Source organism: Acinetobacter pittii (genome assembly GCF_034064985.1).
Classification (GTDB): domain Bacteria; phylum Pseudomonadota; class Gammaproteobacteria; order Pseudomonadales; family Moraxellaceae; genus Acinetobacter; species Acinetobacter pittii_H.
On sequence record NZ_CP139249.1, the window covers coordinates 1,718,660 to 1,743,862 of the forward strand.

Here is a 25,203-nt window from a genome sequence, read left to right on the forward strand (position 1 = left end):
AAAATTAAGAAGCTAATTTCGCTTGGTTATGGTGAACATGGTTTTTTCGAATTGAGAACCAGCAGATCAATGACCCGAAAGTAACCGTTAATGCGCCATACCAGAAATTGATTGTTAAATCGGAGTTCAAAACAAAAGCTGAAAATGCCGATGAGAAAATTGGAGAAAAATAAGAAAGCATAATCAAAACGGGCATATTGCCTTTGATAATACCAATATTCCACGCTAGATAGCCCATAGAGAAAAAAACAGCATTGATAAAGACAAACAGGTAGCCGTTAATTCCATGCGTATGAGGTAGATGGAAACCCTGAGTAGAGAGAGTAAGAATCCATAAGGCTATAGCTGTTAAGATAAAATAAAGCGAAACAGCATTAGTTCCATTACTTTGCTTTTTGGTGTAGATACAATAAACAGCCCAAAGAATAGCTGCTAAAAAAATAAGTAGGTAACTAATTGGGTTTTTTAAAAAGTTATCAATAAAGTTTAGATTTGGGTGATAGTTAATTATAACTATACCTGCAAAACTTACGATCACTCCTAATATGGTCAATAAGTTTACTTTTTCTTCTTTTAATACTGCCAACATAATAATAATTAAAGTTGGCCACATATTAAAAATAATATTCATCTCAATCGATTTTTCTGATGAATTTGCTAGAGTAATTGAAAAGGCAAAACACAATTCAAAAACAACAAAAAGCAAGCTAGATAAAATAAGAAATTTTTTTGAAACCTTTTTTAAATCGGGCAGACCATATGTTAAGAATAAAATAATAGCACTGATGGTATATACATAAGTCACTGTATAGATAGGACCAAAACTTTCTGTAGAAAGCCTAAGTAAGCCAACTAAAGTGGACCAAAGTAATAAAGCTGAAACACCGATTAAAGTTGAGATTTGGCGGCTCATACGATAGACCCGATTAAAAAATTAATCATAATTTTTAAATAGGTATTTTAATAGTTAGTCGAGCACGATAAATAATCATGAGTTAATGACTTTTTATCATCATTGAAAATAAATAATGAAAATATTTAAAATAAATTTTTATAAAATAATTATTATTTTTACTTTCTTTTAAGTGTAATGAGCATTAAACCAAAAATATTAAGAAAACACCCTAGCCACTGGATTGTATTTAAATGCTCGTTTAAAAGAAAGACTGAAAAAATAATAGTAACAATTGGGCTAATAGATGAAATAATAGCTGATTGTGTTGCACCTACATACTCTATACTCAATATTAATAAGAGTGTGGGTAGAACTGTAACAAATAAACCTAAACAGATTCCGTACCAAATAACTTGTACAGGTAAAGAGCTAAGTAGTTGTACAGGATGACTGGTTACCATTAGAAAATGTATAAGTGTGCCAATACAAGCTGCAGATAAAGATAGTCCCGTTAAGTTCCATGAACCAAATTTTTTAATTAATGGTGGGGTAAGTAAGAGGTAGCAAGCAAAAGCAACTGCACTAGCAAATACTAAGCTTGCTCCAAACCAGAAGTTATGTTGATCCGGAAGCGTTTTTTGCTCTTGTAGCATAACAATGACTGTACCACCGTAACTTAAGACAAGTGCAAATATCGTTTTTGAACTTAATTTTTGCTTGAGGATAAAACTAGACGCTAAAACGGTCATAGTTGGGTATAAGAATAAAATAATTCGCTCTAGTGACGCGGTAATAAACATGAGTCCATAGAAATCGAGCCAACTAGAAATGTAATAACCTAACAAGCCAACAGAAAGTAGATATAGAAAATCTATTAGCTTGATATTCCGATTTTGATGGCGACAAAACCAACAGATAACTAAAAAGAAGGGTAGAGCAATTCCCATACGGATAGCCATTAGGGTAATGGCATCTAATGATGGAGTAAGGCTATATGCCTGTTTAATGAAAATAGCTTTACTGCTAAAAAGAAATGCAGAGATAAATGCAAACAAGGCACCAAGTTGAATTAAAGAAATATTGAGCTTCATGGAACCTTGCTGCATGAATAAAGAGAATTTTTGGAGATGATTTAAGCTTCTGAATTTTCTTTAGAAGCTGAAATTTTATAGTAAGCAACATCGTATTCGGCTTTCTTGTAAGCCTCATAAGAAGCTTTGCTGATAATTACTGCAGATTCCCTGCCTCTGCGAGTAATTTCTACAGGATGACCAGCAACAGCTTGATCCATAATCATGGTAAGTTGTGCTCTAGCATTTGAATAATTCCACTGTTTCATCTGTATTCTCCCTGACTAAAACATGCTCAAGATAGGTGAAATGTACGGTTCGCTTCAATGGATATATTTTCAAGATATGATGAGTTTTAATCATATATTCAGGCGATTTCTGCTCTTGATGAGCAATTTAAAATAAAGACTCAAAGCAAAATACTCTCTTTTTTAAGAGAAAGTATTTTGCTTTTTATTCAGAAAGTTTGAGTTAATGAAAAATTTCACTCATTGATTTACCCTTGGTTTCAGGCATAAATAGGTAGGTAATTATTGTTGCTATTAAGCACACCCCAGCAGCGATCCAAACTGCTAATGCTGCTCCATGTGCTGCAACAAACATAGGCATCAAAAACACACCTATAGCAGCGCCTATACGGGACATTGCTGCTGCAAAACCTGTACCTGAACAACTTATTTCTGGGCGTAACACTTCTCCGGGGATAACTGAAATCATCCCTGCTGTAATAGCATTAGCAAATGCGAAAACTAAGAAACCAATCAGAATCCATGTGGGATGATTTGCTGCTAAAGCCACTACGACTAACGCTATAGTACAAATAAGGATAGGAAGAATTGCCATTTTACGGCGTGAGACTTTTTCAATTAACAATACAGCTGCAAGTGTGCCAAATACAGCAAATGTGTTGAGGAACAATCCTCCTTTAATACCATCTTGCAAACCTAATTTTTCTAAAATCATTGGAATAAATACACCAATTGCGAAATAAGGTGCAGAAGTACCAATAAAATATATAGAAACTAAAGTGGTGCCTTTGATATTTTTACTTTTAAACAAATCAAAGAAGCTTGTCTTATGTCCAACGTTGGCATGCTTCTGATTTAAAATATCGTTCTTGTCTTCTTCAGTAAAATATTTATGCGCAATTCTAGATGCTTCTTCTTTACGGCCTTTACTCATGAGCCAGCGAGGAGATTCGGGAATACCACTACGCATTAATAAAACAATTAAAGACGGAATTGCACTGATTCCTAGAATCACATTCCAACTTGCAATGTGATTCTCAATCATAATAAAACCTAGGGTATATGAGATTAGATATCCAATAAACCAAGAGGTTTCAGTCAAAATCAATAATTTACCTCTTAGGCGAGCTGGAGCAAATTCTGCAAGCATCGGCCAACCTACTGCATATTCAATTCCAATCGCGACACCCATTAATAGACGAGCTATAAAAAGTGTGTAGGGATCAGATGCAAAGAATTGTCCAATTGAGCATATGAAGAAGATAAAAAGATCGATCATGAATAGTGGTTTACGACCAAAGCGATCTGAAAAATATCCACCAATTGGAGCGCCAAAGAAAATTCCAATGAGTGAGGCGGCTCCAATTAAGCCTTGCCATGTAGTTGATAAATGCAAATCGGCTGTAATAGAGGGCATTAATGCACCTAAATAACCTAAAACAAATCCATCAATAAACATCCCGCCTGCCATGAGCCAAGCGAGTTTTGTCATAAAGCGACGTGCTATTTGATCTTGGGAAATTAACTGAGGTGGGGAAACCACTTGTTGTTGATTCATGATACGCTCCTTGTGTTTCTTCCTTTTTTGTACATATGTACTTGCTTTAGTTTTTATGGGCGATTGAGGAGTACTTTTGAATAAAGTGGCTCCTCATACTTCATCCTTTTCGCGCCATCTTTGTTAGTCCTTGAGCGTTATTTTTCTATTGAGTAGGTATATTTAAGACAATAGAAGGGAATAACACTCATTAGAAATGAATGTCTAGATAACTTTGAAGTCTTAAAATTTGGCTTAAAACGTACATAGGGATGACTGTTTTAATTTTTAAAAACAGTCATAAATGTATAGTTTCTTGAGCTTGCCTTATTTAAATGAAATCCTGTTTAGTCACCCCAAACAGCGACTGGTGAACCCAATAAATCTTCATCAACAGTAATACCAAGGCCAGGTTTGTTAGGGACCATCACACCGCCATCAACAATCGGTGCATCAAATTCTGCTGTGTGAATGCTTACCATCCCTCGTGTATCTAAAAGGCATCGTAGGTTTCTCTCAGGAATCGTTGCTCCAAGATGAGCAATTGCTGCAAATGGAATATCTGAACCTACAGTTTCTTGAACACTTAGAGAAAGCCCAGCTGCAAGACCAATGTCACGATGTCGGCGTGAATGAGTTAATCCCCCAGCTTTGGAGATTTTTAAACCCACTCCATCAATGAGATCTTCAGTAATTGCATGGATTAAATCTTCATCTTGTTGGATGAGTTCATCAAGAGAGAAAGGGACATCACAACGTTGACGTAATGATTTGGTTTCACGCCATGTTTTACATGGTGCTTCTAAAACAAAGTCGAGACCTTTCGGGAGTAAACGGAAAATTCTTAATGCCATTTCTGGTGTAAGGCCACCATTCGCATCAACAATAAAAAATTCACCTGGTTTTTGATCAGCCAAACTTGCTTTAATACGTTCAGCATCTAGGACTGGCCCACCCTCGCTATCGACAGCACCAATTTTCACTGAGTGACCTAAATAACCCAGTTCACGATGTTTAGCCACATTTTCACGCATTGCGTCAGGTGTGTCGGCATGAATAGAAGAAATCACAGGTAGTCTACGACCAGTTGAACCACCTAATAATTCACATACAGGTAAATTTACCGATTTACCAAATAGATCCCAACACGCTAGATCAAGTGCTGATTTGGCGTGGTTATGCCCAACAAGAGCATTATCCATGGTCTCATTGATACGATCGACTTGACGGGGATCTTTACCTAATAAGTGAGGCGCAATTTCAGCAATACCGGCACGTGCACCTAAAGCGTGAGATGCAATATATGTTGAACCAAATGGCGTACTTTCTCCCCAGCCTTCTAACCCGTTATCTGCAATAATTTTTACGATGGAAGCATCGAAGCTACGATATTCACGGCCACCCGAAAGATGATATACACCACCAGAGTAAGGTAGATCGATTTGATAGAGCTCAATACGCTTAATTTTCATGAATATATCCTTGTCTTTAAGACTAATTATTCTTGGTGTTACTGATGACTTCCTTATTGATTAGAAAGAAGCATAAGTAACACCATTCATTTAAATCTGATCTATGCCTGAACTGTTGGAACAGTCAAAACGAGCTTGCCCAGATGTTTCTTGCTCAGAAACTCTTCTTGAGCTTTAGCGATTTCATTGAGAGGATAAGTCTTGGCCACTAAAGGACGAATTTCATTTTTCTCGATATATGAAATGAGGTTTGTAAACACTTCATCTTCTTGGAATGTACAGCCCATTAAAGTCAAATCATTCAAATACACAGTACGTAGATCGATCTGCGAAATAGGCCCAGCGATTGCCCCAGCATTTGCATAGCGCCCACCTTTACGTAAGACTTCTAATAAAGAAGGCCATTGTGGTCCACCAATTAAATCAATGACTACATCAATTGATTCTTTACCTAACTCTTTAACTAAGTCAGCATTACGGTCAATTACACGATCTGCACCACAAGCTAATACTTCATCAGCTTTAGATAATGAACAAAGAGCAATAACTTGAGCACCACGGCGTTTTGCAAGTTGTACTGCTGCAGAACCTACACCACCAGATGCACCTGTAATTAATACAGTTTCTGCGCCTAATCCAATTCGGTGGAGCATATTTTCAGCTGTTGAATAAGAACAGGGAATTGAAGCTAACTCTTCATCTGTCCAATCTGAATTTACTTTATAAGCTTCAGCAGATTTAACTGTAGCGAATTGAGCAAAACCGCCGTTACATTCACTACCAAAAGTCCAGCACTCATACGGACGGTAATCAACATAAGCGCGTAGCATAGTTCGGACAATGACGCGTTCGCCTACACGAGATGGGTCCACATTTTTACCAACTGCGACGATTTTTCCGCAGCAATCCGCACCTTGAATAAATGGGAATTTAAGAGGTGTACCTGACCAAGAGGCATCATCATCGCTAATACTTTCAAGACCTTTAGCTCCACCAGTGTTTGTAGCTTGTTCGTTGGTCTTTGAGTACCAACCAATACGAGTATTAATATCTGTATTGTTTACACCAGCTGCTGAAACTTGAATTAAAACTTCATCATCTGCTGGGGTAGGGACTGTCACATCAGTGCGATATTCAAGCTGGTCAAGACCACCGTGTCCGTTTAATAGCACAGCATGCATTTTAGTAGGCAGTACCATGTGTTTCTCCTAGTGAAGTAATGGGTGGGTTGTAGGTTTTAATAGTTGATGGGCTAACTTACTGGCTCTTTGAATTGCGGCTTTTCCCCCAATAACAGGAGCCAAAGCAACAGCACCTTCAATGATGAGCATCAAACTTTCAGCTATATCTTTAAAATGATTAGGGGAAGTTTTGGCAAATTGGCCCATTAAAAAATCTAGTGTGCGTTGTTTATGAATAAGCACGGTTCGCACTATTTCAGTCTCTTTATGACGATACTCAGCTAGAGCACGTAAAAATAAACATCCTCTATCACTTTCTTCTGTGAACCAGTTTTCTAATTCATTAAAAACGGCTACCCAATTTGGAATAGAGTTTTCTTTATTCTCAATGCATTGCTGTAGCTTTCTAAAAAAGCGTAATTCTCTTTCCTCGAGTACTTTTAAAATCAATTGTTCTTTCGAGTGAAAATGTCGATAAAGAGTTCGTGGAGTTACCTCCGCTTCACGAACAATCTGATCAATTCCAGTTGCATGAAAGCCTTGAAAGTCAAAAAGTCTTTCGGCAGTGTTGAGAATGTCTTGGGCTTTGCTCATATAGAAAGGAGGTATAGTGAACGTTATATTTAAATTAGGTAGTGATTAGCTTATTTTCAAAGGATTAATTTGCATGAATGCATGAGAAAAAGTCATAGATAGATAGTGAGTTAAATTTAAATTAATGAAAATTAAATAAATAATAAGAATTTATATTTTATATTTAAGGTACTTGTGTATTAATTTTGAAGTGCAAGTTAATTAAAAATAAACATTAATTAGCTGACTTTTATAATTTTTATATTTTATAATTATAAATATGGAATATATGAAGTTCTTACATATATTTTTTCAATCTTTTTATAGTGCGGTTTATTTATGTCAAATATGGAAATTCCCTTTAGTTCATCAATGATTCTTCATACTTCAAGATATCTTTTTGATCAACATGGATTTCATAATGTGGGAGTAGACCGTATCTCTAAAGAGTCAAATGTTAGTAAGATGACTTTTTATAAGCACTTCAAAAGTAAAGAGAAACTAATTGAGTTGTGTCTTGAGTTTCATCAGGAAACCTTGCAGCAACAAGTAAGTTCAATCTTAAGTACAAACCTAAAAAGCCAGAATTTAGATAAGTTAAAAGAAATTTATTTTTTGCATGCTGATTTAAAAAGTCACTACCATTTAATATTTAAGGCTATATTTGAAATAGAAAAAATGTATCCTCAAGCTTATCGAGTAGTTATTAAGTATAGAGAATGGTTAATTAATACAATACTAGAAATATTATTAAATATTAAAAGTAGTTCTTCTATTGAAGAAGCGAGATTACTTATATATATCATTGATAGTTCTATTATCCAGTCGCTTGTAAATGATGAGATTGACCATAGAGAATATATATGGAGCTATTTTGCTGATAAGATCTATCATATTTAAAATTTTATAGCTACCAACTAAAAATTCAGGCCGAGCTGAGAAAATTACTGTTCGGCTCAGCTAACATCAATCTAAATAGGTTCTTTCTATTAGTTTATTTTTATATTTTAAAGAAGTTTCTATATCTATAATTTCTGTAATTGTCTGCAACCATAATCCGTCACTTGCTAACCGAATGAATTCTAATTCATCGTGGCTATCTGTACTTGAGTATTGCTTTAGTTTTTCTTTAAGCCATGTACCAAACATTGTATTAAATGTTTGGTCACTAATCATTGTCATATTTAAAGCAGACCAAGGGGAGACAAGACCATCTATTTGAGACATGAAAGCAGTATTTATATATGCTCTAGTAAACTTTCCATGTTGTGTGTCATCTTCGGCAATTAAAGCCTCAACCTTCCGATCCAGATGAGAGATAATCTCTGAAATCATTGCTTCTACTAAAATTTGTTTATTTGCAAAGTGGTGAAAGACTCCACCTTTAGTAATTCCAGCACCATTTGCAACGTTCTGTATAGAAACGCCTGAAGTACCCTTTTCAGAGGCAAGAATAATGGCTTGTTCAATAATATTCTTTCGAATGATTTCAGGCTGCTTTTTAGGTTGCTGTATTTTTTGCATTTAGTGACCTGTAGATTGAGAAAATAAGTTAATAACTAATACTCCAGCCACAATTAGAGCTATTCCAATTAAAGCTGGTGTATCTAGAGTTTGCTTAAACATAATATAACCAACTATGGCAGTTAATATAATTCCTACACCTGCCCAAATCGCATATGCAATTCCTAACGGAATGATTTTAATCACTTGAGATAACAAGTAAAAAGCAATACTAAAAAGAATAACCACCATTAAACTTGGAAATAATTTTGTGAAACCTGCTGACTTTACTAAAAAAGTGCTTCCTATAACTTCTGAAATTATTGCTAATCCAAGAAGTCCATAAGCAAATAAAAGATTGTTCATGTAACTTATCCTGCAAACATACCGTTCGGTTGGTATGTTATATAGTAATTTTTTTGAAGTAAATTATTTATTTTTAGCAGGTGGGATTTTCCCTACAAGGCAGAAAATATGGGTAGAGCACACGTATGGTGAAATTTCAACCAACGTTAAAAGTTCATTTAGTTCCAAAAATCAGTAAGTGTTCGTTTATATGGTAATATTTAATAGCTCCATAGCTTGGCTATTTTTGCTGGATGGTTTGAATTTTATTGATACAAAGACTTTCTAATGAATACGTTTTGAAAATCAATTTCGATTACTTTACTGCCATCATGTTTGAGTCAATCATTAACGAGTGTTCCTTTCGCAAGTTGGCGCTCAATTTCAGATTTAACTTGTTCCTTAATCTGATCTGGCATATTCTCAGCTGTTAATTGTTGTCTATATAATGATAACAATCATAATAGCTCTTTAGAGATATGAAGAGCTATTATGAATATTTTTATACATCAAATAGAAATTGATAATCGTTTAATAGCATCTTCTAAACCATAAATACTTCCTGCTAAATACTTTGAAACTTGGATACTGCATTCAAGTAAAAGCGAAGTATTTTCGGCAATTTTTTCTTGTGTTAAACGTTCAGAAGGGCCTGAAATGGTAAGCGCCCCTTGTAACTGTCTACCATTGCTAAATACAGGGACAGACAAAGAGGACGTTTCTGGATCACGTTCTCCAAAGGAACTTGCCCAAAATTGATTTTGGATTTGCTGTAGATTCTCATCTACATCAGTTTGAGAAAATGCGCGAAGAATTTTACCCGAAGCACCAACACTGACTGGGAAAGTATCTCCTTCAGAGATAGAAACCTTTACAGATCGAGCGGGTTCAATGCGAAACAGAACCACGCGCTTATCGTTATCTAAAATATAAAATGAAGACGTTTCACCTGTTTCTTTTGTAATTCTTTCTAATATCGGGTAAAGCACATCTTTAAGCTTAAAAGAATTTTGATAAATTCTTGATAGTTTTAACGGTGTAATGCCTAAAGAAAATTGGCCATCTTCATTTCTAACAACATAACCATGACGTTCTAATGAACTCAATAATCTAAGAATAGTACTTTTATATAACTTTGTACGGCGTGAAATTTCTGCGAGAGATAAGACGGGGCTATCTATATCAAAAGCATCTAAAATAAGTAATGCTCTATCTACGGCAGCTACACCTGAATTTTGCTTATCCATTTGGCTATCAGGATCTTGTGTTGATTTCGTCATACAAAAATATAAAAACTCAATTAATTTTAAGTGATTCAGGAATAAGTAAGTATAGCTGTAATTTAAAAGATGAAATAGATTTTTTAGTGAATGTCAGTACGTGGCGAGATAAAACATAAAAGAATATAAAAAGTGCCTTCAAATGTTGAAAGCACTTTTCATGATTTATATAAGACCGATCACTAGAGCAGCAATGTACATCACTACACAAGTCCCAGTACACCAAAGAACAGACGCCTTTTGATTCTCACCATAATCTACATTGGTTAAAGAACATAATAGATAAGTAGAGGCAACCATTGGGCTTAACAAATGAATAGGTTGACCAATTAAACTTGCGATAGCCATTTCATTTGCGCTTATACCATAATGTGAAGCAGTTTCAGCAAGAATAGGTAGAATTCCAAAATAAAACGCATCATTTGTCAAAATGTAGGTAAATGGCATGCTGATAAAAGCAGTAATCGATGATAGATAAGATCCAGATGTTTCAGGAATAATTGAGATGAGATGCTGAGCAATAGCTTCAATCATTCCTGTACCTGTCATGATTCCTACAAAAATACCCGCAGCAAAGATCAGAGAAGAAACTGCTAAAACACTATCTGCATATTTCGCGACTAATTTTTTCTGTTCAGAAAGTTCTGGGAAGTTAACCACTAAACCGATACAGAATGCCAAAATGAACAGAGGCGCTAAAGGTAAATAACCTTTAATCATTGAAAAAACGAGAAGAATAGTAAGTATCAGATTGAACCATGATTTCCAACTTTTCGTATTTTGCTCATGATGGATAAGATCGTTATCTGGTTTAATTTCATGGATACCTAAGCGCTTTCTTTCTTTTAAACCCAAGTAAAAAGCGACAAATATGACCCAAATAAGACCGGCACACATTACTGGCAACATTTGTAAAAAGAGTCCAGTCGGATCAACTTTAAGTGCGCTCGCAGCTCTAGAGAATGGACCAGCCCACGGTAAAATATTCATTACCCCAATTGACAGTAATAGAATAGTTGCCATGACTTGTGGTCGAATTCCCACTTTTTTGTACAAAGGTAATAAGGCTGTTGCAACAATAATATAAGTCGTTGCACCGTCACCATCTAGCCCGACACAAATTCCAAGAATACCGGTGCCCACAACAATTTTTAACGGGTCACCTTTAACAATTTTGAGAATGAATTGAATAAGCGGATTAAAGAGGCCAGCATCTGTCATCATGCAAAAATACAAAATTGCAAAGGTAATCATGATGCCAGTGGGAGCAAGTAGCTTAATTCCATCAATCATCATGCTACTCATGTCTGCGACATGACCAGTCAAAAGCGCAAAAATTACTGGAATAAGTACTAAAGCTGTAAGCGCAGATAAGCGTTTCGACATTACCGCATACATAAATACAGCGATCATGCTGTAACTTAAAAAGACTAACATAAATCAATCCTTGATTTACTTAAGAAATAAATTTTAAGTAGAAATTAATGATGAGAAAACATTGGCTTACCCGAATGTTCTAAATGGGTAGTTAAGATAGAACCGGTAGATGAATCGATCATAAATAATTGCTTATTTTCATGACCACCAAAGGCTAGATTGGTAATCGTTCTGCCAGCACATGATTTAATGCGATAAAGTGGTTCTGCATATTGGTTAAACACCCATACACATGCTTGGCCCGCATCACAAACATATAGATTTTTATCAGCATCTAAAGCCATTCCGTCAGCTCCACTTAAACCTCCAGCGAGTGCAGTAAAAATGCCCACTTTTGTAGTGGAGCCATCTTTTTGGATTGGTAAACGCCATACAGCATTTCCACGGGTCATTGCGACAAATAAAGCTTTTTCTTCATAGTCCATGACCAAACCATTAGGACTTGGAGCATTATTAATAAGACATTCTAGATGTTCTGTATTCATGTCATAGCTAAATACACGTCCTGTTGGGTCGTGCATGCCTGTCTGGCCCTGATCTGTAAAATAAAGCTTCCCATCTTGAGAAAAAAATAAATCATTTACCCCTTTAAAACTTTCACTTTTGCGATGCGTTAAAAATGGGCTAACCTCACCTGTATTGGGGTCTAATTGCATGATTCCATTTTTATAATCAGCAATAAAAATTCGACTGTCCTTATGTATTTTTAGACCATTCGGCCAGCCGTCATATTCTGCCATAAGGTCCCATTGACCTTCTGGAGATATTTTAAAAATTCGTCCAAATGGAATATCAGTAATAAATAAATTTCCATGCTTATCGAAAGATGGGCCTTCTAAAAAGCTCGTTACTTTTTGTCCCGGTTTATTAGCACGAACCCAGTCTGATTCAACATGCTTTAAAAAAACTTCAGGAATTTGACTAAAAACCTGAGTTTGTAATTCTTTCGGTGGTGCGAAAAGACTCATACAAGCATCCTTACTGTTCTATTCTACAGAACAATGTTCTATTTATAACTATTTTTTAGATTATTTTTAGTCCTGTCAAGTATTTTTAAATTTTTCGAATTTTATTGTTGAGCTATCAAAATTTTAATTTGCATTAAAAATAGAACTATGTTCTATTAGATAGAACGCTATTGGCGTTATATGTGAAATTATTCTTGTGCAATAGGAAATGTCAGCTTATGAGCCATTCAAAGGACATCGATATATTGGTGAGCGAGGTCGGACCTCGCGATGGTTTGCAAAGTATTAAACAAACCATGCCAACCGATATGAAGAAAAAATGGATTTCAGCTTTAGCTCAAGCAGGATTAACTGAAATAGAAGTTGGATCTTTTGTATCTCCAAAATTGCTGCCACAAATGGCGGATTGCGGAGAGTTGGTTAAACACTCTTTGACTTTAAAAGATGTATTCGTTGCAGCTTTAGTCCCAAATTTAAAGGGTGCTGAAAATGCATTTAACGCAGGGGTTCAAAAAATTACGATCCCTGTTTCAGTGAGTGAACCTCATTCACTCTCAAATATCCATAAAAACCATGCTGAAGTTTATGAAGAAGTAAATTCAATTATTCAGCTTAGAAATGAAAAATATCCTGGAATATTAATAGAGGCAGGCCTATCCACAGTTTTTGGCTGCACAATTCAAGGTGTTGTTACAGAAAATGAAGTCCTATCGATGGCTCATCGAATGGCAAAGTTAGGCGTAGATGAGATTGGTCTAGCAGATACGGTTGGATATGCAAATCCTGTCCAAGTCCGCAGTCTTTTTAAAAAATTAAAACAGGAAGTCGGGAATTTAGCAGGCAGTGCCCATTTCCATAATACGCGTGGGCAAGGTCTGGCAAATGTTTTAGCTGCGATTGAAGTGGGTGTGACCACATTTGACGCTTCACAAGGTGGTATTGGTGGTTGTCCATATGCCCCTGGTGCATCAGGGAATATTGTTACTGAAGATTTAGTTTACTTATTAGAAAGCATGGGACTACGTACTGGTATTGATATAGATCGACTTGTTGAAGCGCGAGAGTGGTTGAAGCAAGGAATACCGGGAGAGCCACTATACGGATTTATTCCAGATGCAGGCGTAGGTAAAAATTTTAAATATGCAAAGGACCTGTAACATGAACGATGAAAAGAAACTTCCATTGGCTGGGATTCGAGTTTTAGAATTCGTACATATGGTTATGGGGCCTGCTTGTGGTTTACTACTGGCTGATCTTGGCGCTGAAGTTATTAAGATTGAGCCATTACCACAAGGTGATAACACACGCAGACTTATGGGGTCTGGTGCTGGTTACTGGATGACATATAACCGTAATAAAAAAAGTTTGTCAGTTGATATTAAAAGCGAAAAAGGGATGTCGCTTATCAAGGACTTAATCAAAACTGCTGATGTAGTAATTGAAAACTTTAGACCTGGAGCGATGAAAAAACTAGGACTCGATTATGAAGGGGTTAAATCAATTAAGCCCGATATTATCTATGGTTCAATGAAGGGTTTTTTACCCGGTCCTTATGAACATCGAACTGCTTTGGATGAAGTCGTACAAATGATGACTGGGCTTGCGTATATGACGGGTCCTGTGGGACGTCCATTACGTGCTGGAGCATCTGTTAATGATGTGATGGGCGGAATGTTTTGTGCTTATTCAATTGTGGCAGCCTTATACCAACGTCAATTAACTGGTCAAGGTCAACTTGTTGAAACAGGTTTATTCGAAAACTCTGCATTTTTGGTTGCACAGCACATGATGCAAAGAGCAGTGACAGATAAGCCCGTCGCTCCAATGCCAAATCGTGTTTCAGCGTGGGCTGTATACGACGTTTTCAACACTAAAAACAACGAACAAGTGTTTATTGGTGTAGTTACTGACTCGCAGTGGATTGCATTCTGTGATGCTTTTGGCTTAGAAACTCTAAAAAATAATTCAGATTTTGCTCAAAATAATCAACGTGTAAAAGCACGTGAGCAAATCCATCCTATTATTCGTGAGACGCTTAGCCAATTAGACAAAATAAAAGTAATGGAGCTATGTGAACAGGCGGGTTTACCTTTTTCTCCGATTCAACGTCCAGAAGATTTATTTGATGATATTCATTTAAATCAGTCAGGAGGGATGGGGAACGTAGTTCTAGAAAATGGTAAGCAAGTAAAGGTTCCTTTATTGCCATTTACGATGAATGGTCAACGCTTCGGTGTCCGTGAGAATGTGCCAGAAGTAGGTGAAGATACTGTTGAAGTTCTTGCTTCTTTAGGCTATGACCAAGCGAAAATCAAAGAACTAACAGATTCGCAAATTATTAAATCGAACTAATGCTTTGAGCATTAGTTCTTTAATTCGTGTTTTATGCAAGGACTGCATATATGAACTCTTCAAACAACTTTTCAAATGATACTATCAATTTGCAACAAGTGGCATGTGATAGCACAATCAAAAAGGCAACTTGGCGTTTTATTCCACTGCTAGCCCTTGCATATTTCTTTAATTATTTAGATCGCACAAGTGTGGGATATGCCGCATTACAAATGACTGACACCCTTGGTTTAACCGCAGCTCAATTTGGGTTAGGAGCGGGGATCATGTTTGTAGGTTATTGTTTATGTGAAGTTCCAAGTAACTTGGCAATGTATAAATTCGGTGCACGAGTCTGGATGGCCCGAATCATGATTACATGGGGAATCGCAGCTGCTGCTACAGCATTTGTGGTTGGACCATATAGTTTTTATTTTATTCGCTTCTTATTAGGTATAGCAGAAGCTGGTTTTTTTCCTGGTGTTATTTTCTTTTTAACTATCTGGTTTCCAGCTCAGTATAGAACCCATATTCTGGCTTTATTTACGATTGCTACTCCCATTTCATTCTTAGTCGGTGGACCTTTATCTATATGGCTATTAGGTTTGCATGGTCATATGGGTCTAGACGGTTGGCAATGGATGTTCTTAATTGAAGGACTACCTGCGTGTATTTTAGGTGTTATCACTTATAAAGTACTAAAGAATAGCCCTAAAGATGCACATTGGTTAACCAATGATGAGCGTAACGCTTTAACAAACGTGTTAGCAAATGAAAAGCAAAAAGCAGCAGGTAATCATCATTTTAAAGATGCACTGAAAGATATTAGAGTGTGGATATTAGGCTCTATTACTTTTAGTTTTACGCTAGGCACTTATGGAATTGGTATTTGGCTACCACAGATGTTAAAGGCTCAGGGCGTTGAAATAAACTTAATTGGTTGGATTGCCGCTATTCCGTATTTCTTCTCAACAGTTGGTTTATTAATCTGGGCTAAACATGTCGATCGAACAGGTAAACCTATTCGTAATCTTGTGGTTGCACTAGTGTTAGCTGGGATCGCACTGATTATTGCTTTGAACTTGTCTGGTTTAATTCCCGCATTGATTGGAATTACTTTCGCTTTAGTTGGTACAATTTCAGCAAAAACAATCTTCTATACATTACCAGGTAAATTTTTATCTGGAGAGGCAGCAGCAGGTGGGATTGCTTTAATCAATTCAATTGGCGCTTTTGGAGGTTTTGTTGGACCTTATCTGATGGGGTATTTGAAAACAGCAACCGGTTCCTTCACAAGTGGATTTATGATTATGGGATGTATTCTCTTTTTAGCAGCCTTTATGACAATACTTCTTTATATGACAATGAGAAAAAAAGAAGTTTCTGCCAAAACTGTTTAATAAATTAGTGAAAGGTAGTCTTTGATTCAATTTAAAGACTACCATCTTTATAGTTTTAAAATCTTATAAACTTTTTATCCTTATTCTTATATTTCTTATTCCTTCAATTATGAGTACCAATACAGCCAGCCATATCGCTATGTAAGTAGGCCATTCAGCAGTTTGAATTGAATAGCCAAGCAAGATTGATACAGCTAATAAGAACACTGGCTCGACATATACTAAAAGACCAAAAAGAGTTAAATTCAAATATGGGGCTGAAAGAGATTGAAACCCTAATGCAAGTGCACTAATTAAGCCAAGCCCTAATATTAACCAAATTATTTCGGGATCACTCATCAATTCAGCTGAACCAATATTTCCCTTAAAAATAAAGTATAGACTAATTGGTAAACTCAAAAGCATATCAAACCATAGCCCACCAATATTATTGGTATTTGTCTTTTGTCTTAACCAGAAATAAATCGGATAACCCAGGCATATAAGTAAAGTTGGCCAAGTAAATGTCTTTGCTACCACTACCATATTGATAATTCCAAGTATTGCAAAGATACACGCCATATTTTGCAATTTTGACATTTTTTCTTTAAATGCGATTCGGCCTACAATAACCATGGTGATGGGCATTATAAAATATCCAAGAGATACATCTATCCCATAACCATTAGTAGGGGCCCACATGAATAACCAAAGTTGTAAACCGATAAGAAATGAAGAAAGTATTCGTGTTAAAAAGAAATAACGATCTTGAAATAGGCGTTTGTATATATAACTTACTTGATACCAATTTCCTTTTAAAATAATGAATAAAGTTAAACAAGGCAAAGTCAGTAATATTCTCCAACCATACATTTCATTGCCCTTCAAAGAACCTAGCAAAGATGTATAGGCAAACATTGAAGCAAATAAAATTGAAGCAATCACATTCAAGATTATACCAAGTAATGTTTTTGAATTATTAAGCATAATTAAAACTGTAAGAAATCCATGAAAATATTTTATTTCATTTCGATTGATAATTAGCCTTGTTTTTCCTACCATAAATGAGAAAATTTCTCACACTATTGTTTAGAATGTTATTAGATAAATTTGATTCAGCCTTACTTGAACTTTTACAAAAAGATTGTCTTATTCCACTGCGAGAATTAGCAGATATTGTTCATTTGTCTACAGCATCTGTACAACGCCGTATCCAAAAACTACGTGAAAACGGCTATATAGTTGGAAATATTGCTGTTTTGGATCCTGATAAATTAAATCAGGTAATTACAATATTGGTAGAAATACGAGTTAATAAAACTCATGTTACAGATTTAAATACTTTAAAAAAAAGCTTTTCGGGTCCAGAAGTACAACAATGTTACTACGTTACTGGGGAGGCTGATTTTATGCTGGTAATATTAGTGCCTAGTATGAACCGTTTTCAAAAAATTTGTGATGACTTATTTCACAATAATTCTAATGTTGAGTGGTTTAAAACTACTGTAGTACTTGATCGAGTAAAAGTTACACTTGATATTCCAGAAATAGGGTGAAATATATATTCATTCAGTTTTAAGATAGATTCTCTCTAAAAAGTAATTAAGAATCATATTATTCGCTTTACTCTTTTTAGTTATCAAACAAATTTTAGTTTTATAAGAAATCTCTGATTTAAGTATAGGTTTCATTTTCTGTTCTTGTACCCATTTAGAAGCATAATGATCAGGAAGAAATCCGAGGAAGTTTCCTGTCAAAATTAAAAATGCTATGCCTTCCCTGTCTATAGCAGTTGCCTTACAATTAAGAAATTGATGTAAATTAATAGCTTCTGCAGTTATATTATAGTTAGGTATTACAGGATCCCATTTTTTCAAATCATTTTTTAATAATAAAGTGGTTGAAGAAAATAGAGGATGTTTATCACCACAATAAAGATAAGATTTCTCTTCATATAGATCAAAGTAATTGAGTCCAGATAGGGAAGCAACAAATGGAATTGCCCCAACATGTAGACGACCATCTAATACTTTACTCTCAATATCTGAAAGAGTACTCATACTAATATTTATCTTTACATCAGGATGTTCATTACTTAACTGCCTTAATGTATAAGTAACATTACAATTTGGCATTGTAACTAAGTTATTGATAATGCCTATATTAAATTCACCTTTGAGCTTATTATGGATTTGGTTAACTTTTACGCGGAAATCTTCAATAGATACTAAAAGTATCTCAATATATTCTAATAGTTTCTTTCCTTCTTCTGTTAGAGCAAAGCCAGCTCTACCTCGTTGGCATAATCTAAATCCCACTTTTTGCTCTAAGTCACTTATATGTAAGCTAATTGCAGATCGGCTAATACCCAACATACTTTCAGCAGATGTAAAGCTGCCACATTCACAAACAGTTTTAAAAATCTTTAAAAGCTTTATATCAGCATTGCTAATTTGCTGTAGTTGTTTGAGCTTCATTTTGGTGGTTTTTTAAGCTTTTTAAAACCAAATTTACCAAACATATAGTTGATTGTGAAATAATTTTAAAAGAAAAAAATAATTTGAAAGTCCTTATTAAGAATAAAGCTATAAATAAAATTATTTTTAATTGAACTGATCAAATAACCATTTACGAACTTTAGCTATAGATTCAGCATTTATAGAATATCGAGGTGTAACTAAATAAAATCCAGTTTCCATTTTTAAGTCTTGCTCAAAAATTTTAATGAGCTTTCCTGTTTCTAAGTCGGAACTTACAAATATGGGATTACTTAATGTAATACCTTGTGCAGCAACTGCGGCATCAATAGCCAATAAGGTTTGATTAAAACGGATATTTTTAAATAGGTTTTTAGTTTTTTTTACTTCTAATTTATCTAAAAAGTGGGGCCAAAGATTATTAGCATCATGTAATAAAGTATATTTATATAAATCATTTAACTCTAAAGGCTGATTTTTTAAAGGGATTAAGTGAGGGCTTGCTACAGCGATAAAAGAATCTTGTAAGAGTAACTCTGTATGAAGACCAGCACCGAAAGGAGGTTTACCATAACGGATTGCTAAATCGACCCCATCATTTTGAAAATGTGAAATTCTTTCTGTAGCTAAAATCTGTAAATCAATATCGGGATGAGTTTGAGTAAACTGGTTGAGCCGAGGAATTAACCACTTAGATGCAAATGTTGGAGTTACGCTAATAGTAATATGTTTATTTGAATGGCGAAATGACTGAGTTGCTTCAAAAATCAAATTAAAAGCTTGAGTAATGCTATGAGAGTAGTTCCTACCATTTGGAGTTAAAGTTACGCCTTTAGAATGTCTCTCGAATAATTTTGAACCTAGCTCTTCTTCAAGACTGCGAATTTGTTGAGCAATTGCACTTTGAGTAACATTTAACTCTTCTGCTGCGAGTTTAAAATTTAAATGTCTACTTGCTGCCTCAAAAGCTTTTAATGCATTCAATGAGGGTAAACGATTGGCCTGATTCATACTGTAGTTTTTCTTCATTCAGTAGAGAGAAAAGTTAAAGTCAGCTGAAGAGTTCACCATGATATTCTATTCAAAATATTAAGGTGTGCATGGTTTTAGCACTTTTAAAGGATAGCATATATGACTGTAGAAAAAGTAGCGCTAATTATAGCGGGTGGTAGTGGCATGGGAGCGGCTGCAGCACGACAATTAAATAAAGATGGCTATCATGTAGGTATTCTTTCTTCTTCTGGAAAAGGAGAAGACATTGCCAAAGAGCTTAATGGTATTGGTGTGACGGGAACAAACCAATCAACTCAAGACATAGGTAACCTTGTTGATCAAGCTTATCAAAAATGGGGAAGAGTTGATGTATTAGTTAATAGTGCGGGACATGGTCCTCGAGCTCCTATTTTAGAGATTACAGATGAGCAATGGCATTTAGGTCTAGATACTTATCTCATGAATGTCATTCGAGCAACTCGTTTAGTGACTCCAATTATGGAGAAGCAAAATTCAGGCGTAATTATTAATATTTCTAGCGCATGGACATTTGAACCAAGCGATATGTTTCCGACATCAGCTGTTTTTCGTGCTGGCTTAGCATCCTTTACTAAAATTTTCGCTGATAAATATGCAGTGAATAATATTCGTATGAATAATATTCTACCTGGCTGGATAGATAGTCTTCCTGAAACAGAAGAGCGTCGCAAATCTGTACCATTACAAAGATATGGTACCAGTGAGGAAATTGCTGCAACTATTAGCTTCCTGGCTTCCCAAGGGGCTGCGTACATTACGGGACAAAATATTCGTGTAGATGGAGGCATCACTCACTCTGTCTAAATATGTTTCATCAAATGAGTTGGTTAAGCCTCGTAAAATAATTTACGGGGCTTTTTAAGTGAGTAAAAAAGATGGCAGTATTGACTCTAGGGAAACAGTCTAATTTAGACGTGACAAGGAAAATCATTTCAGTCGTTATTTTTACAGCTTTTGCTTATTTATCGGTAGGGTTGCCATTAGCAGTCTTACCAGAATTTATTGTAAAAGACCTTAATTTTGCACCTTTTTTGGTTGGCTTAATTATCAGTTTACAATATTTAGCAACGCTATTGACTCGCCATAGTGCTGGTCAGCTTGTCGATAGAAAGGGCTCCAGATATGTAGTTCTTCTAGGGTTAAGTTGTTGTGGATTAAGTGGAGTATTCGCTTTTTTAGCACTTTTGTTAGTTTCATATCCACTAGTAAGTATTTCCTTTCTCGCAATTTCAAGACTATTTTTAGGTAGTAGTGAAAGCTACTGCAGTACTGGTGCAACACTTTGGGGAATGCAGCTAGCTGGCCCCACAGAAACTTCACGGGTAATTTCTTGGAATGGCGCAGCAACATATCTATCTATGGCAATCGGGGCTCCATTAGGAGTCTTTTGTAATGCGCAGTTTGGTCAATTCGGCTTTGCCATTTTGACTATAATTTTAGCTATTGTTGGATTTTTTCTTGCATATAGAAAGACAGCAATACGGACTGGGAATGTTCGACCTGTAAGTCTACCAATTTTATCAGTAGTTTCTAAAGTTTGGATTTTCGGTTTAGGGCAAGCTGTTGGAACTCTTGGTTTTGGTGTACTTTCAACCTTTGTAGCTTTATTTTTCTTGGAAAAGGGTTGGAGTAATGCAGCACTGGCTTTGAGCTTATTCAGTATTGGATTTGTAGGTGTAAGATTTATCTTCTCTAATACCATTCAAGTTTTCGGCGGTAAGAATGTAGCTCTATGCGCATTTCTTGTCGAAGCTATCGGCCTTTTAACAATTTGGCAATCAGGTGACCGAATAATTGCTTATGCGGGAGCATTTCTTGTCGGGACAGGTTTTTCTATGGTCTTCCCAGCGATGGGTGTTGAAGCAATGAAAAAGTTTAATGACCAAAACAAAGGGGTAGCTTTAGGTGTATTTACAGCCTTTTTTGATATCGCTTTATTATTAATTGGTCCAATTGCAGGCCTATTAATCCCGATTACTTCCTTGCAAAATCTTTATGGAGTAATGGGTTGTATAACTTTATTATCAATAATTCTTCTATATTTTTTATTTCTTAAAGACACTAAACAACAGATAATTTAATTTTTAGAATAAGAGTATTGGGGGAAAAGACCCAATACTCAAATAACTTAATTTTAACGAACGTAATCTGCTCCTGTAATATCGATCGTTGCTCCAGTCGTATGACGGGAAAGACCAGTAGCCAAAAAGGCTACCATTTCAGCAACATCACTCGCAGGAGTAACTTCACCCAAAGGCAGATTTTCTAATACAGAAGGCTCAATTGCACCCTCTGCTAAATCTGTTGCAACCCATCCTGGTGCAATTGCATAAGCAAGAATATTGTCACGACCATATCCTCTGGCAATACCTTTTGTCAAAGCAAGCAAGCCGCCTTTAGCTGCTCCATAAGCTAAATGCTCAGCATCATCACCACGATGCGCTGAACGACTGGTAATATTGATAATAATACCGCCATGTCGTTGCTTGAAGTGTAATAAAGCTAAACGGCATAATTCAGCAGGAGCTGCAAGATTAATAGCAATGTTGCTTTCCCATCCCTCACGCCAAGCTTGGCTAGAAGTGATATCAGATGGTAACCAAGCTCCTGCATTATTAACTAATACATCTATATTCCCGAAGCAGCTAATGGCTTTGGTCCAAACATTCTCTGCACCATTTATACTACTTAAGTCACCCAATACTAAACGAACATTTTCATCTAACTGATTTAATAGTTCATCTAAATGAGATGTCGAAGAACGTGCATGAATAACTACTTTAGCTCCTCGCTTATGAAGAAGCTTTGCTGTAGCTAAGCCTATACCTCGTGAACTACCTGTAACTAAAATAATTTTATCTTGTAGATCTAAAGCAGTATTTGTCATTAGTATTTCCTTACGCTACAGCTTGAGCCCCAGTAATTTCTACACATGCACCACAAGTAAATGCTGCTTCATTTGATGCTAAAAAAGCGATTAACGCTGCAACTTCTTCTGGTTTGCCAATGCGCCCAAATGGAACCATTGCATCTAAGTCCGCAATTGTTTTCCCTTTTTCTGCAATACCTTTTTCAAGCATCGGTGTATGTATTTCACCAGGACAAACTGCATTTACTCGAACTTTATGAGGAGCATAATCACGAGCTAAGCTCTTAGTAAAAGCGACTACAGCTGCTTTACTTACATTGTAAGCGATATGACCTGGAGCAGGTGTTAAACCCCACTGAGAAGCTGTATTTACAATTGCTCCACCACCAGCAACAATCATTTTGGGTAATACTGCTTGGCATAAGTGAAAGAGGGCATTCACATTCACTTCTAAACTTAACAACCAATCAGCTTCATTCGTATGCAGTAAATCACCACGACGCATAGCACTAGCATTATTAACTAATATATCTATATGCCCATACTTAGCTTCTACATCTGCAATCGCCTGACGGCATGCATTTCCATTCGTCAAATCAAATACTAAAGTTTCCGCTTTACCGCCTTGTTTAATAATAGTACTTACAGTTTTTTCTGCTGTCTCAGATACGGCATCTGCAACGATAACTGTAGCACCTTCTTCTGCTAAACGACGAGCAGTTGCTGAGCCAATACCACCTCCAGCACCAGTTACTAAAGCTGTTTTGCCAATGAATCTAGCCATTTTATTTCCTTTTAAATGGTTATTATTAATACTTCATGTAAATTGCATACAAATTTGTATACAAATTATATTTGATGATTAAGTTTGTCAATTCTTAATTGAGAGAAAATTAACGAATATAGCTACCGCCATTGATATCTATAGTTGAACCATTTAAAGAAAGTTGTGAGGGTATAAGAACGAAAGAAACTAATTCAGCTAATTCTTCAGGCTTAACTATTTCACCAATAGGAATTTCAGCCAAGGCGGATTGCTCTGCATTGCTAGAAATTGAGTTTTCATCAAGTTCAGATTGAACCCATCCTGGAGCAATCGCAACAGCAGTAATACCGTCGTTTCCGAAAGAACGTGCGATAGATTTTGTTAGATTAATCAAAGCTGCTTTACTGCAACCATAAGGTAAAGCTTCTGCTACATAACCTCGTTGTCCTGCGCGGCTTGTTATATTAATAATTCTACCTTTACCGGCTAATTTAAAATGAGCAATCGCTTCTTTACAAAGATCTGCAGCAGCAAAGAAGTTTATTTGAAACTCTTTTCTCCATATTGCCTGCCAAGATTCAGGAGGTGAATCTATACTTAGTTCAGTTCGAATACTGGCATTATTAACTATCGCATGTATTTGACCTGCTGCTATAAGTGCTTTTTCCCACAATATAAATGGCCCGTCTAGAGCTGATAAATCAGCTTGAATAATCCAGCCTTTATTACCAACTTCTACAAGCAATGATTCAGCTAATTTTTTATCCTTTTCAAATTGGATAATGACGTTAGCCCCCTCACTGGATAATTTCTTTACAATTGATTTACCCATACCATTCTCAGAACCAGTTACCAATATATTCTGGCCCTCTAAAGAGAGTTTCATTTTAGATTTCCTTAAGTTAAAGTGAGCAGTGAAAATTAAAAGTTAAGTAGAATGCTTTATTATGTAACTTATTGTTTAAATTGAAGTATGAGATTTTATCTAGTTAAATCTGGATAGTATTTTTTTTTTATATTTATTAGGTGTTAATCCTGTCCACTGTTTAAACATGGTTATAAAACCTGAGGTTGTAGAGTAACCTAAGTTTTTAGCAATATTATCGATTGAAGAATTCTCATCTAATAAGGAAATTGTATTTAAGATCTTTAATCGTTGTTTCCATTCTATAAGACTCATTCCTAACTCATGATTGCATTGTCGACTTAAGGTTCTTTCATTTACTTCAAATTGTTTTGCTAAAGCCGATATATTAATGTTTTGAGAAGAGTGGTCTTTTATATATTGAAGTATAGCCGCGAGCTTTGGATGATTTGTGAGAGGAAGAAAACTATTTGAATATTCTGAATCTGTAATTTGATCTAACAATACTTGATATAGGTGCTTATCTTTTTCAGATCTTATCGATGAAATGGTTTTCTCTTTACAGTACCTCAAAATTGAATCTGTTATGGAATTGCAAATAACTGTACTTACAACAAGTGGTAATGTATTAGCGAATTCGTTGGGGATCCTGATGACACAATATTCTTGAGAATTGATAGTAATTCTTTCATTTAAATATTTTGTTGGTATCCAAGTACCATATGAGGGAGGTGCTTGAATCAATGATGAACCTATACTGACATTTGATTTTTTGGAATAACAATAGATGAAAATTCCAAAACCATTTTTTGGTTCTGAACAATCAAAAGCATTGTAGTTTATAAATATATTTTCTATATCATTATGACTTAAATGAGGTTCGCTTAGATAAGTGTTCATAGACATATAACTATATAAGTAAGATATTGAGTATTTTAGAAAACATAAATAGCGTTAAAATCAGAATGGGCTAAT

Annotated in this window: 26 protein-coding genes; 7 read left to right on the forward strand and 19 right to left on the reverse strand. The window is 35.6% G+C overall.

The window, feature by feature from the left end; all coding sequences use genetic code 11:
* Nucleotides 1-4: 4 nt before the first annotated feature.
* The 7 genes from yddG to SOI76_RS08260 all read right to left on the reverse strand — a co-directional run bounded on the left by yddG (nucleotide 5) and on the right by SOI76_RS08260 (nucleotide 6,997).
* Nucleotides 5-913 carry an aromatic amino acid DMT transporter YddG gene (gene yddG / locus SOI76_RS08230; RefSeq protein ID WP_057070260.1) on the reverse strand — a complete coding sequence of 303 codons (909 nt, stop codon included), beginning with the start codon at nucleotides 911-913 and terminating at the stop codon, nucleotides 5-7.
* A 158-nt stretch (nucleotides 914-1,071) separates the two neighbouring features.
* Nucleotides 1,072-1,986, reverse strand: coding sequence for a DMT family transporter (locus SOI76_RS08235; protein ID WP_205668347.1), 915 nt, complete (start codon nucleotides 1,984-1,986; stop codon nucleotides 1,072-1,074).
* 41 nt (nucleotides 1,987-2,027) lie between these two features.
* The gene (locus tag SOI76_RS08240; protein ID WP_000816059.1) at nucleotides 2,028-2,234 is read right to left on the reverse strand and encodes a type II toxin-antitoxin system Phd/YefM family antitoxin; all 207 of its coding nucleotides are present in this window, start codon (nucleotides 2,232-2,234) and stop codon (nucleotides 2,028-2,030) included.
* A gap of 202 nt (nucleotides 2,235-2,436) precedes the next feature.
* A complete protein-coding gene (locus SOI76_RS08245) occupies nucleotides 2,437-3,771 on the reverse strand; it encodes an MFS transporter (RefSeq protein ID WP_250621793.1) in 1,335 nt (444 codons plus the stop codon).
* A gap of 326 nt (nucleotides 3,772-4,097) precedes the next feature.
* Entirely contained in the window at nucleotides 4,098-5,222 is a 1,125-nt protein-coding gene (locus tag SOI76_RS08250) for a mandelate racemase/muconate lactonizing enzyme family protein (RefSeq protein WP_000695106.1), read from the reverse strand.
* 101 nt (nucleotides 5,223-5,323) lie between these two features.
* Nucleotides 5,324-6,421, reverse strand: coding sequence for an alcohol dehydrogenase family protein (locus SOI76_RS08255; protein ID WP_104078754.1), 1,098 nt, complete (start codon nucleotides 6,419-6,421; stop codon nucleotides 5,324-5,326).
* A gap of 9 nt (nucleotides 6,422-6,430) precedes the next feature.
* Entirely contained in the window at nucleotides 6,431-6,997 is a 567-nt protein-coding gene (locus tag SOI76_RS08260) for a TetR/AcrR family transcriptional regulator (RefSeq protein ID WP_104078753.1), read from the reverse strand.
* 351 nt (nucleotides 6,998-7,348) lie between these two features.
* On the opposite strand from SOI76_RS08260, the gene SOI76_RS08265 reads away from it, so the two are divergent.
* Complete coding sequence (locus tag SOI76_RS08265) at nucleotides 7,349-7,876, forward strand: TetR/AcrR family transcriptional regulator (protein WP_414017396.1); 528 nt, start codon at nucleotides 7,349-7,351, stop codon at nucleotides 7,874-7,876.
* 66 nt (nucleotides 7,877-7,942) lie between these two features.
* On the opposite strand, the gene SOI76_RS08270 is transcribed toward SOI76_RS08265, so the two are convergent.
* The 5 genes from SOI76_RS08270 to SOI76_RS08290 all read right to left on the reverse strand — a co-directional run bounded on the left by SOI76_RS08270 (nucleotide 7,943) and on the right by SOI76_RS08290 (nucleotide 12,509).
* On the reverse strand, nucleotides 7,943-8,500 hold the full coding sequence (locus SOI76_RS08270) for a TetR/AcrR family transcriptional regulator (RefSeq protein WP_104078751.1): 558 nt from the start codon (nucleotides 8,498-8,500) through the stop codon (nucleotides 7,943-7,945).
* Entirely contained in the window at nucleotides 8,501-8,845 is a 345-nt protein-coding gene (locus SOI76_RS08275; protein ID WP_104078750.1) for an SMR family transporter, read from the reverse strand.
* Between the two features lie 488 nt (nucleotides 8,846-9,333).
* Entirely contained in the window at nucleotides 9,334-10,104 is a 771-nt protein-coding gene (kipR, locus tag SOI76_RS08280) for an IclR family transcriptional regulator (protein ID WP_104078749.1), read from the reverse strand.
* Between the two features lie 165 nt (nucleotides 10,105-10,269).
* Nucleotides 10,270-11,541, reverse strand: coding sequence for a CitMHS family transporter (locus tag SOI76_RS08285; RefSeq protein WP_104078748.1), 1,272 nt, complete (start codon nucleotides 11,539-11,541; stop codon nucleotides 10,270-10,272).
* 44 nt (nucleotides 11,542-11,585) lie between these two features.
* A complete protein-coding gene (locus SOI76_RS08290) occupies nucleotides 11,586-12,509 on the reverse strand; it encodes an SMP-30/gluconolactonase/LRE family protein (RefSeq protein WP_104078747.1) in 924 nt (307 codons plus the stop codon).
* A gap of 218 nt (nucleotides 12,510-12,727) precedes the next feature.
* On the opposite strand from SOI76_RS08290, the gene hmgCl reads away from it, so the two are divergent.
* Genes hmgCl through SOI76_RS08305 form a run of 3 tightly spaced genes read left to right on the forward strand, consistent with a single transcriptional unit; the run spans nucleotide 12,728 to nucleotide 16,240 of the window.
* Nucleotides 12,728-13,666, forward strand: coding sequence for a hydroxymethylglutaryl-CoA lyase (gene hmgCl / locus SOI76_RS08295; RefSeq protein WP_086376196.1), 939 nt, complete (start codon nucleotides 12,728-12,730; stop codon nucleotides 13,664-13,666).
* 1 nt (nucleotide 13,667) lies between these two features.
* Nucleotides 13,668-14,861: a CaiB/BaiF CoA transferase family protein gene (locus tag SOI76_RS08300; RefSeq protein ID WP_086376197.1), complete on the forward strand. Its 1,194-nt coding sequence runs from the start codon at nucleotides 13,668-13,670 to the stop codon at nucleotides 14,859-14,861.
* A gap of 50 nt (nucleotides 14,862-14,911) precedes the next feature.
* On the forward strand, nucleotides 14,912-16,240 hold the full coding sequence (locus tag SOI76_RS08305) for an MFS transporter (protein WP_104078746.1): 1,329 nt from the start codon (nucleotides 14,912-14,914) through the stop codon (nucleotides 16,238-16,240).
* Nucleotides 16,241-16,303: 63 nt separating this feature from the next.
* On the opposite strand, the gene rarD is transcribed toward SOI76_RS08305, so the two are convergent.
* Complete coding sequence (gene rarD, locus SOI76_RS08310; protein ID WP_104079226.1) at nucleotides 16,304-17,206, reverse strand: EamA family transporter RarD; 903 nt, start codon at nucleotides 17,204-17,206, stop codon at nucleotides 16,304-16,306.
* Between the two features lie 107 nt (nucleotides 17,207-17,313).
* Between rarD and SOI76_RS08315 the strand changes: the two genes are divergently transcribed.
* Nucleotides 17,314-17,775 carry an Lrp/AsnC family transcriptional regulator gene (locus SOI76_RS08315; RefSeq protein ID WP_104078745.1) on the forward strand — a complete coding sequence of 154 codons (462 nt, stop codon included), beginning with the start codon at nucleotides 17,314-17,316 and terminating at the stop codon, nucleotides 17,773-17,775.
* 9 nt (nucleotides 17,776-17,784) lie between these two features.
* On the opposite strand, the gene SOI76_RS08320 is transcribed toward SOI76_RS08315, so the two are convergent.
* Nucleotides 17,785-18,696, reverse strand: a complete 912-nt coding sequence (locus SOI76_RS08320; RefSeq protein ID WP_104078744.1) for a LysR family transcriptional regulator — start codon at nucleotides 18,694-18,696, stop codon at nucleotides 17,785-17,787.
* Nucleotides 18,697-18,822: 126 nt separating this feature from the next.
* Nucleotides 18,823-19,707 carry a transcriptional regulator GcvA gene (gcvA, locus tag SOI76_RS08325; protein ID WP_104078743.1) on the reverse strand — a complete coding sequence of 295 codons (885 nt, stop codon included), beginning with the start codon at nucleotides 19,705-19,707 and terminating at the stop codon, nucleotides 18,823-18,825.
* Nucleotides 19,708-19,827: 120 nt separating this feature from the next.
* Between gcvA and SOI76_RS08330 the strand changes: the two genes are divergently transcribed.
* Nucleotides 19,828-20,532: an SDR family oxidoreductase gene (locus SOI76_RS08330; protein WP_086376201.1), complete on the forward strand. Its 705-nt coding sequence runs from the start codon at nucleotides 19,828-19,830 to the stop codon at nucleotides 20,530-20,532.
* A gap of 71 nt (nucleotides 20,533-20,603) precedes the next feature.
* Nucleotides 20,604-21,809 (forward strand): MFS transporter, encoded by a 1,206-nt coding sequence (locus SOI76_RS08335; RefSeq protein WP_104078742.1) that lies wholly within the window; start codon nucleotides 20,604-20,606, stop codon nucleotides 21,807-21,809.
* 53 nt (nucleotides 21,810-21,862) lie between these two features.
* Here SOI76_RS08335 and SOI76_RS08340 read toward each other — a convergent pair whose 3' ends face one another.
* The 4 genes from SOI76_RS08340 to SOI76_RS08355 all read right to left on the reverse strand — a co-directional run bounded on the left by SOI76_RS08340 (nucleotide 21,863) and on the right by SOI76_RS08355 (nucleotide 25,128).
* Nucleotides 21,863-22,615: an SDR family NAD(P)-dependent oxidoreductase gene (locus SOI76_RS08340; RefSeq protein WP_104078741.1), complete on the reverse strand. Its 753-nt coding sequence runs from the start codon at nucleotides 22,613-22,615 to the stop codon at nucleotides 21,863-21,865.
* 10 nt (nucleotides 22,616-22,625) lie between these two features.
* The gene (locus SOI76_RS08345) at nucleotides 22,626-23,381 is read right to left on the reverse strand and encodes an SDR family NAD(P)-dependent oxidoreductase (protein WP_104078740.1); all 756 of its coding nucleotides are present in this window, start codon (nucleotides 23,379-23,381) and stop codon (nucleotides 22,626-22,628) included.
* Between the two features lie 109 nt (nucleotides 23,382-23,490).
* The gene (locus SOI76_RS08350; protein ID WP_104078739.1) at nucleotides 23,491-24,249 is read right to left on the reverse strand and encodes an SDR family NAD(P)-dependent oxidoreductase; all 759 of its coding nucleotides are present in this window, start codon (nucleotides 24,247-24,249) and stop codon (nucleotides 23,491-23,493) included.
* A 99-nt stretch (nucleotides 24,250-24,348) separates the two neighbouring features.
* The gene (locus tag SOI76_RS08355; RefSeq protein WP_104078738.1) at nucleotides 24,349-25,128 is read right to left on the reverse strand and encodes a helix-turn-helix domain-containing protein; all 780 of its coding nucleotides are present in this window, start codon (nucleotides 25,126-25,128) and stop codon (nucleotides 24,349-24,351) included.
* Nucleotides 25,129-25,203: the final 75 nt, after the last annotated feature.

Excerpts from the sequence above, each read along its gene's own strand:
- yddG (WP_057070260.1), bottom strand. The coding sequence starts at position 913 with ATGAGCCGCCAAATCTCAACTTTAATCGGTGTTTCAGCTTTATTACTT.
- SOI76_RS08235 (WP_205668347.1), bottom strand. The coding sequence starts at position 1,986 with ATGAAGCTCAATATTTCTTTAATTCAACTTGGTGCCTTGTTTGCATTT.
- SOI76_RS08240 (WP_000816059.1), bottom strand. The coding sequence starts at position 2,234 with ATGAAACAGTGGAATTATTCAAATGCTAGAGCACAACTTACCATGATT.
- SOI76_RS08245 (WP_250621793.1), bottom strand. The coding sequence starts at position 3,771 with ATGAATCAACAACAAGTGGTTTCCCCACCTCAGTTAATTTCCCAAGAT.
- SOI76_RS08250 (WP_000695106.1), bottom strand. The coding sequence starts at position 5,222 with ATGAAAATTAAGCGTATTGAGCTCTATCAAATCGATCTACCTTACTCT.
- SOI76_RS08255 (WP_104078754.1), bottom strand. The coding sequence starts at position 6,421 with ATGGTACTGCCTACTAAAATGCATGCTGTGCTATTAAACGGACACGGT.
- SOI76_RS08260 (WP_104078753.1), bottom strand. The coding sequence starts at position 6,997 with ATGAGCAAAGCCCAAGACATTCTCAACACTGCCGAAAGACTTTTTGAC.
- SOI76_RS08265 (WP_414017396.1), top strand. The coding sequence starts at position 7,349 with ATGATTCTTCATACTTCAAGATATCTTTTTGATCAACATGGATTTCAT.
- SOI76_RS08270 (WP_104078751.1), bottom strand. The coding sequence starts at position 8,500 with ATGCAAAAAATACAGCAACCTAAAAAGCAGCCTGAAATCATTCGAAAG.
- SOI76_RS08275 (WP_104078750.1), bottom strand. The coding sequence starts at position 8,845 with ATGAACAATCTTTTATTTGCTTATGGACTTCTTGGATTAGCAATAATT.
- kipR (WP_104078749.1), bottom strand. The coding sequence starts at position 10,104 with ATGACGAAATCAACACAAGATCCTGATAGCCAAATGGATAAGCAAAAT.
- SOI76_RS08285 (WP_104078748.1), bottom strand. The coding sequence starts at position 11,541 with ATGTTAGTCTTTTTAAGTTACAGCATGATCGCTGTATTTATGTATGCG.
- SOI76_RS08290 (WP_104078747.1), bottom strand. The coding sequence starts at position 12,509 with ATGAGTCTTTTCGCACCACCGAAAGAATTACAAACTCAGGTTTTTAGT.
- hmgCl (WP_086376196.1), top strand. The coding sequence starts at position 12,728 with ATGAGCCATTCAAAGGACATCGATATATTGGTGAGCGAGGTCGGACCT.
- SOI76_RS08300 (WP_086376197.1), top strand. The coding sequence starts at position 13,668 with ATGAACGATGAAAAGAAACTTCCATTGGCTGGGATTCGAGTTTTAGAA.
- SOI76_RS08305 (WP_104078746.1), top strand. The coding sequence starts at position 14,912 with ATGAACTCTTCAAACAACTTTTCAAATGATACTATCAATTTGCAACAA.
- rarD (WP_104079226.1), bottom strand. The coding sequence starts at position 17,206 with ATGCTTAATAATTCAAAAACATTACTTGGTATAATCTTGAATGTGATT.
- SOI76_RS08315 (WP_104078745.1), top strand. The coding sequence starts at position 17,314 with ATGTTATTAGATAAATTTGATTCAGCCTTACTTGAACTTTTACAAAAA.
- SOI76_RS08320 (WP_104078744.1), bottom strand. The coding sequence starts at position 18,696 with ATGAAGCTCAAACAACTACAGCAAATTAGCAATGCTGATATAAAGCTT.
- gcvA (WP_104078743.1), bottom strand. The coding sequence starts at position 19,707 with ATGAATCAGGCCAATCGTTTACCCTCATTGAATGCATTAAAAGCTTTT.
- SOI76_RS08330 (WP_086376201.1), top strand. The coding sequence starts at position 19,828 with ATGACTGTAGAAAAAGTAGCGCTAATTATAGCGGGTGGTAGTGGCATG.
- SOI76_RS08335 (WP_104078742.1), top strand. The coding sequence starts at position 20,604 with ATGGCAGTATTGACTCTAGGGAAACAGTCTAATTTAGACGTGACAAGG.
- SOI76_RS08340 (WP_104078741.1), bottom strand. The coding sequence starts at position 22,615 with ATGACAAATACTGCTTTAGATCTACAAGATAAAATTATTTTAGTTACA.
- SOI76_RS08345 (WP_104078740.1), bottom strand. The coding sequence starts at position 23,381 with ATGGCTAGATTCATTGGCAAAACAGCTTTAGTAACTGGTGCTGGAGGT.
- SOI76_RS08350 (WP_104078739.1), bottom strand. The coding sequence starts at position 24,249 with ATGAAACTCTCTTTAGAGGGCCAGAATATATTGGTAACTGGTTCTGAG.
- SOI76_RS08355 (WP_104078738.1), bottom strand. The coding sequence starts at position 25,128 with ATGAACACTTATCTAAGCGAACCTCATTTAAGTCATAATGATATAGAA.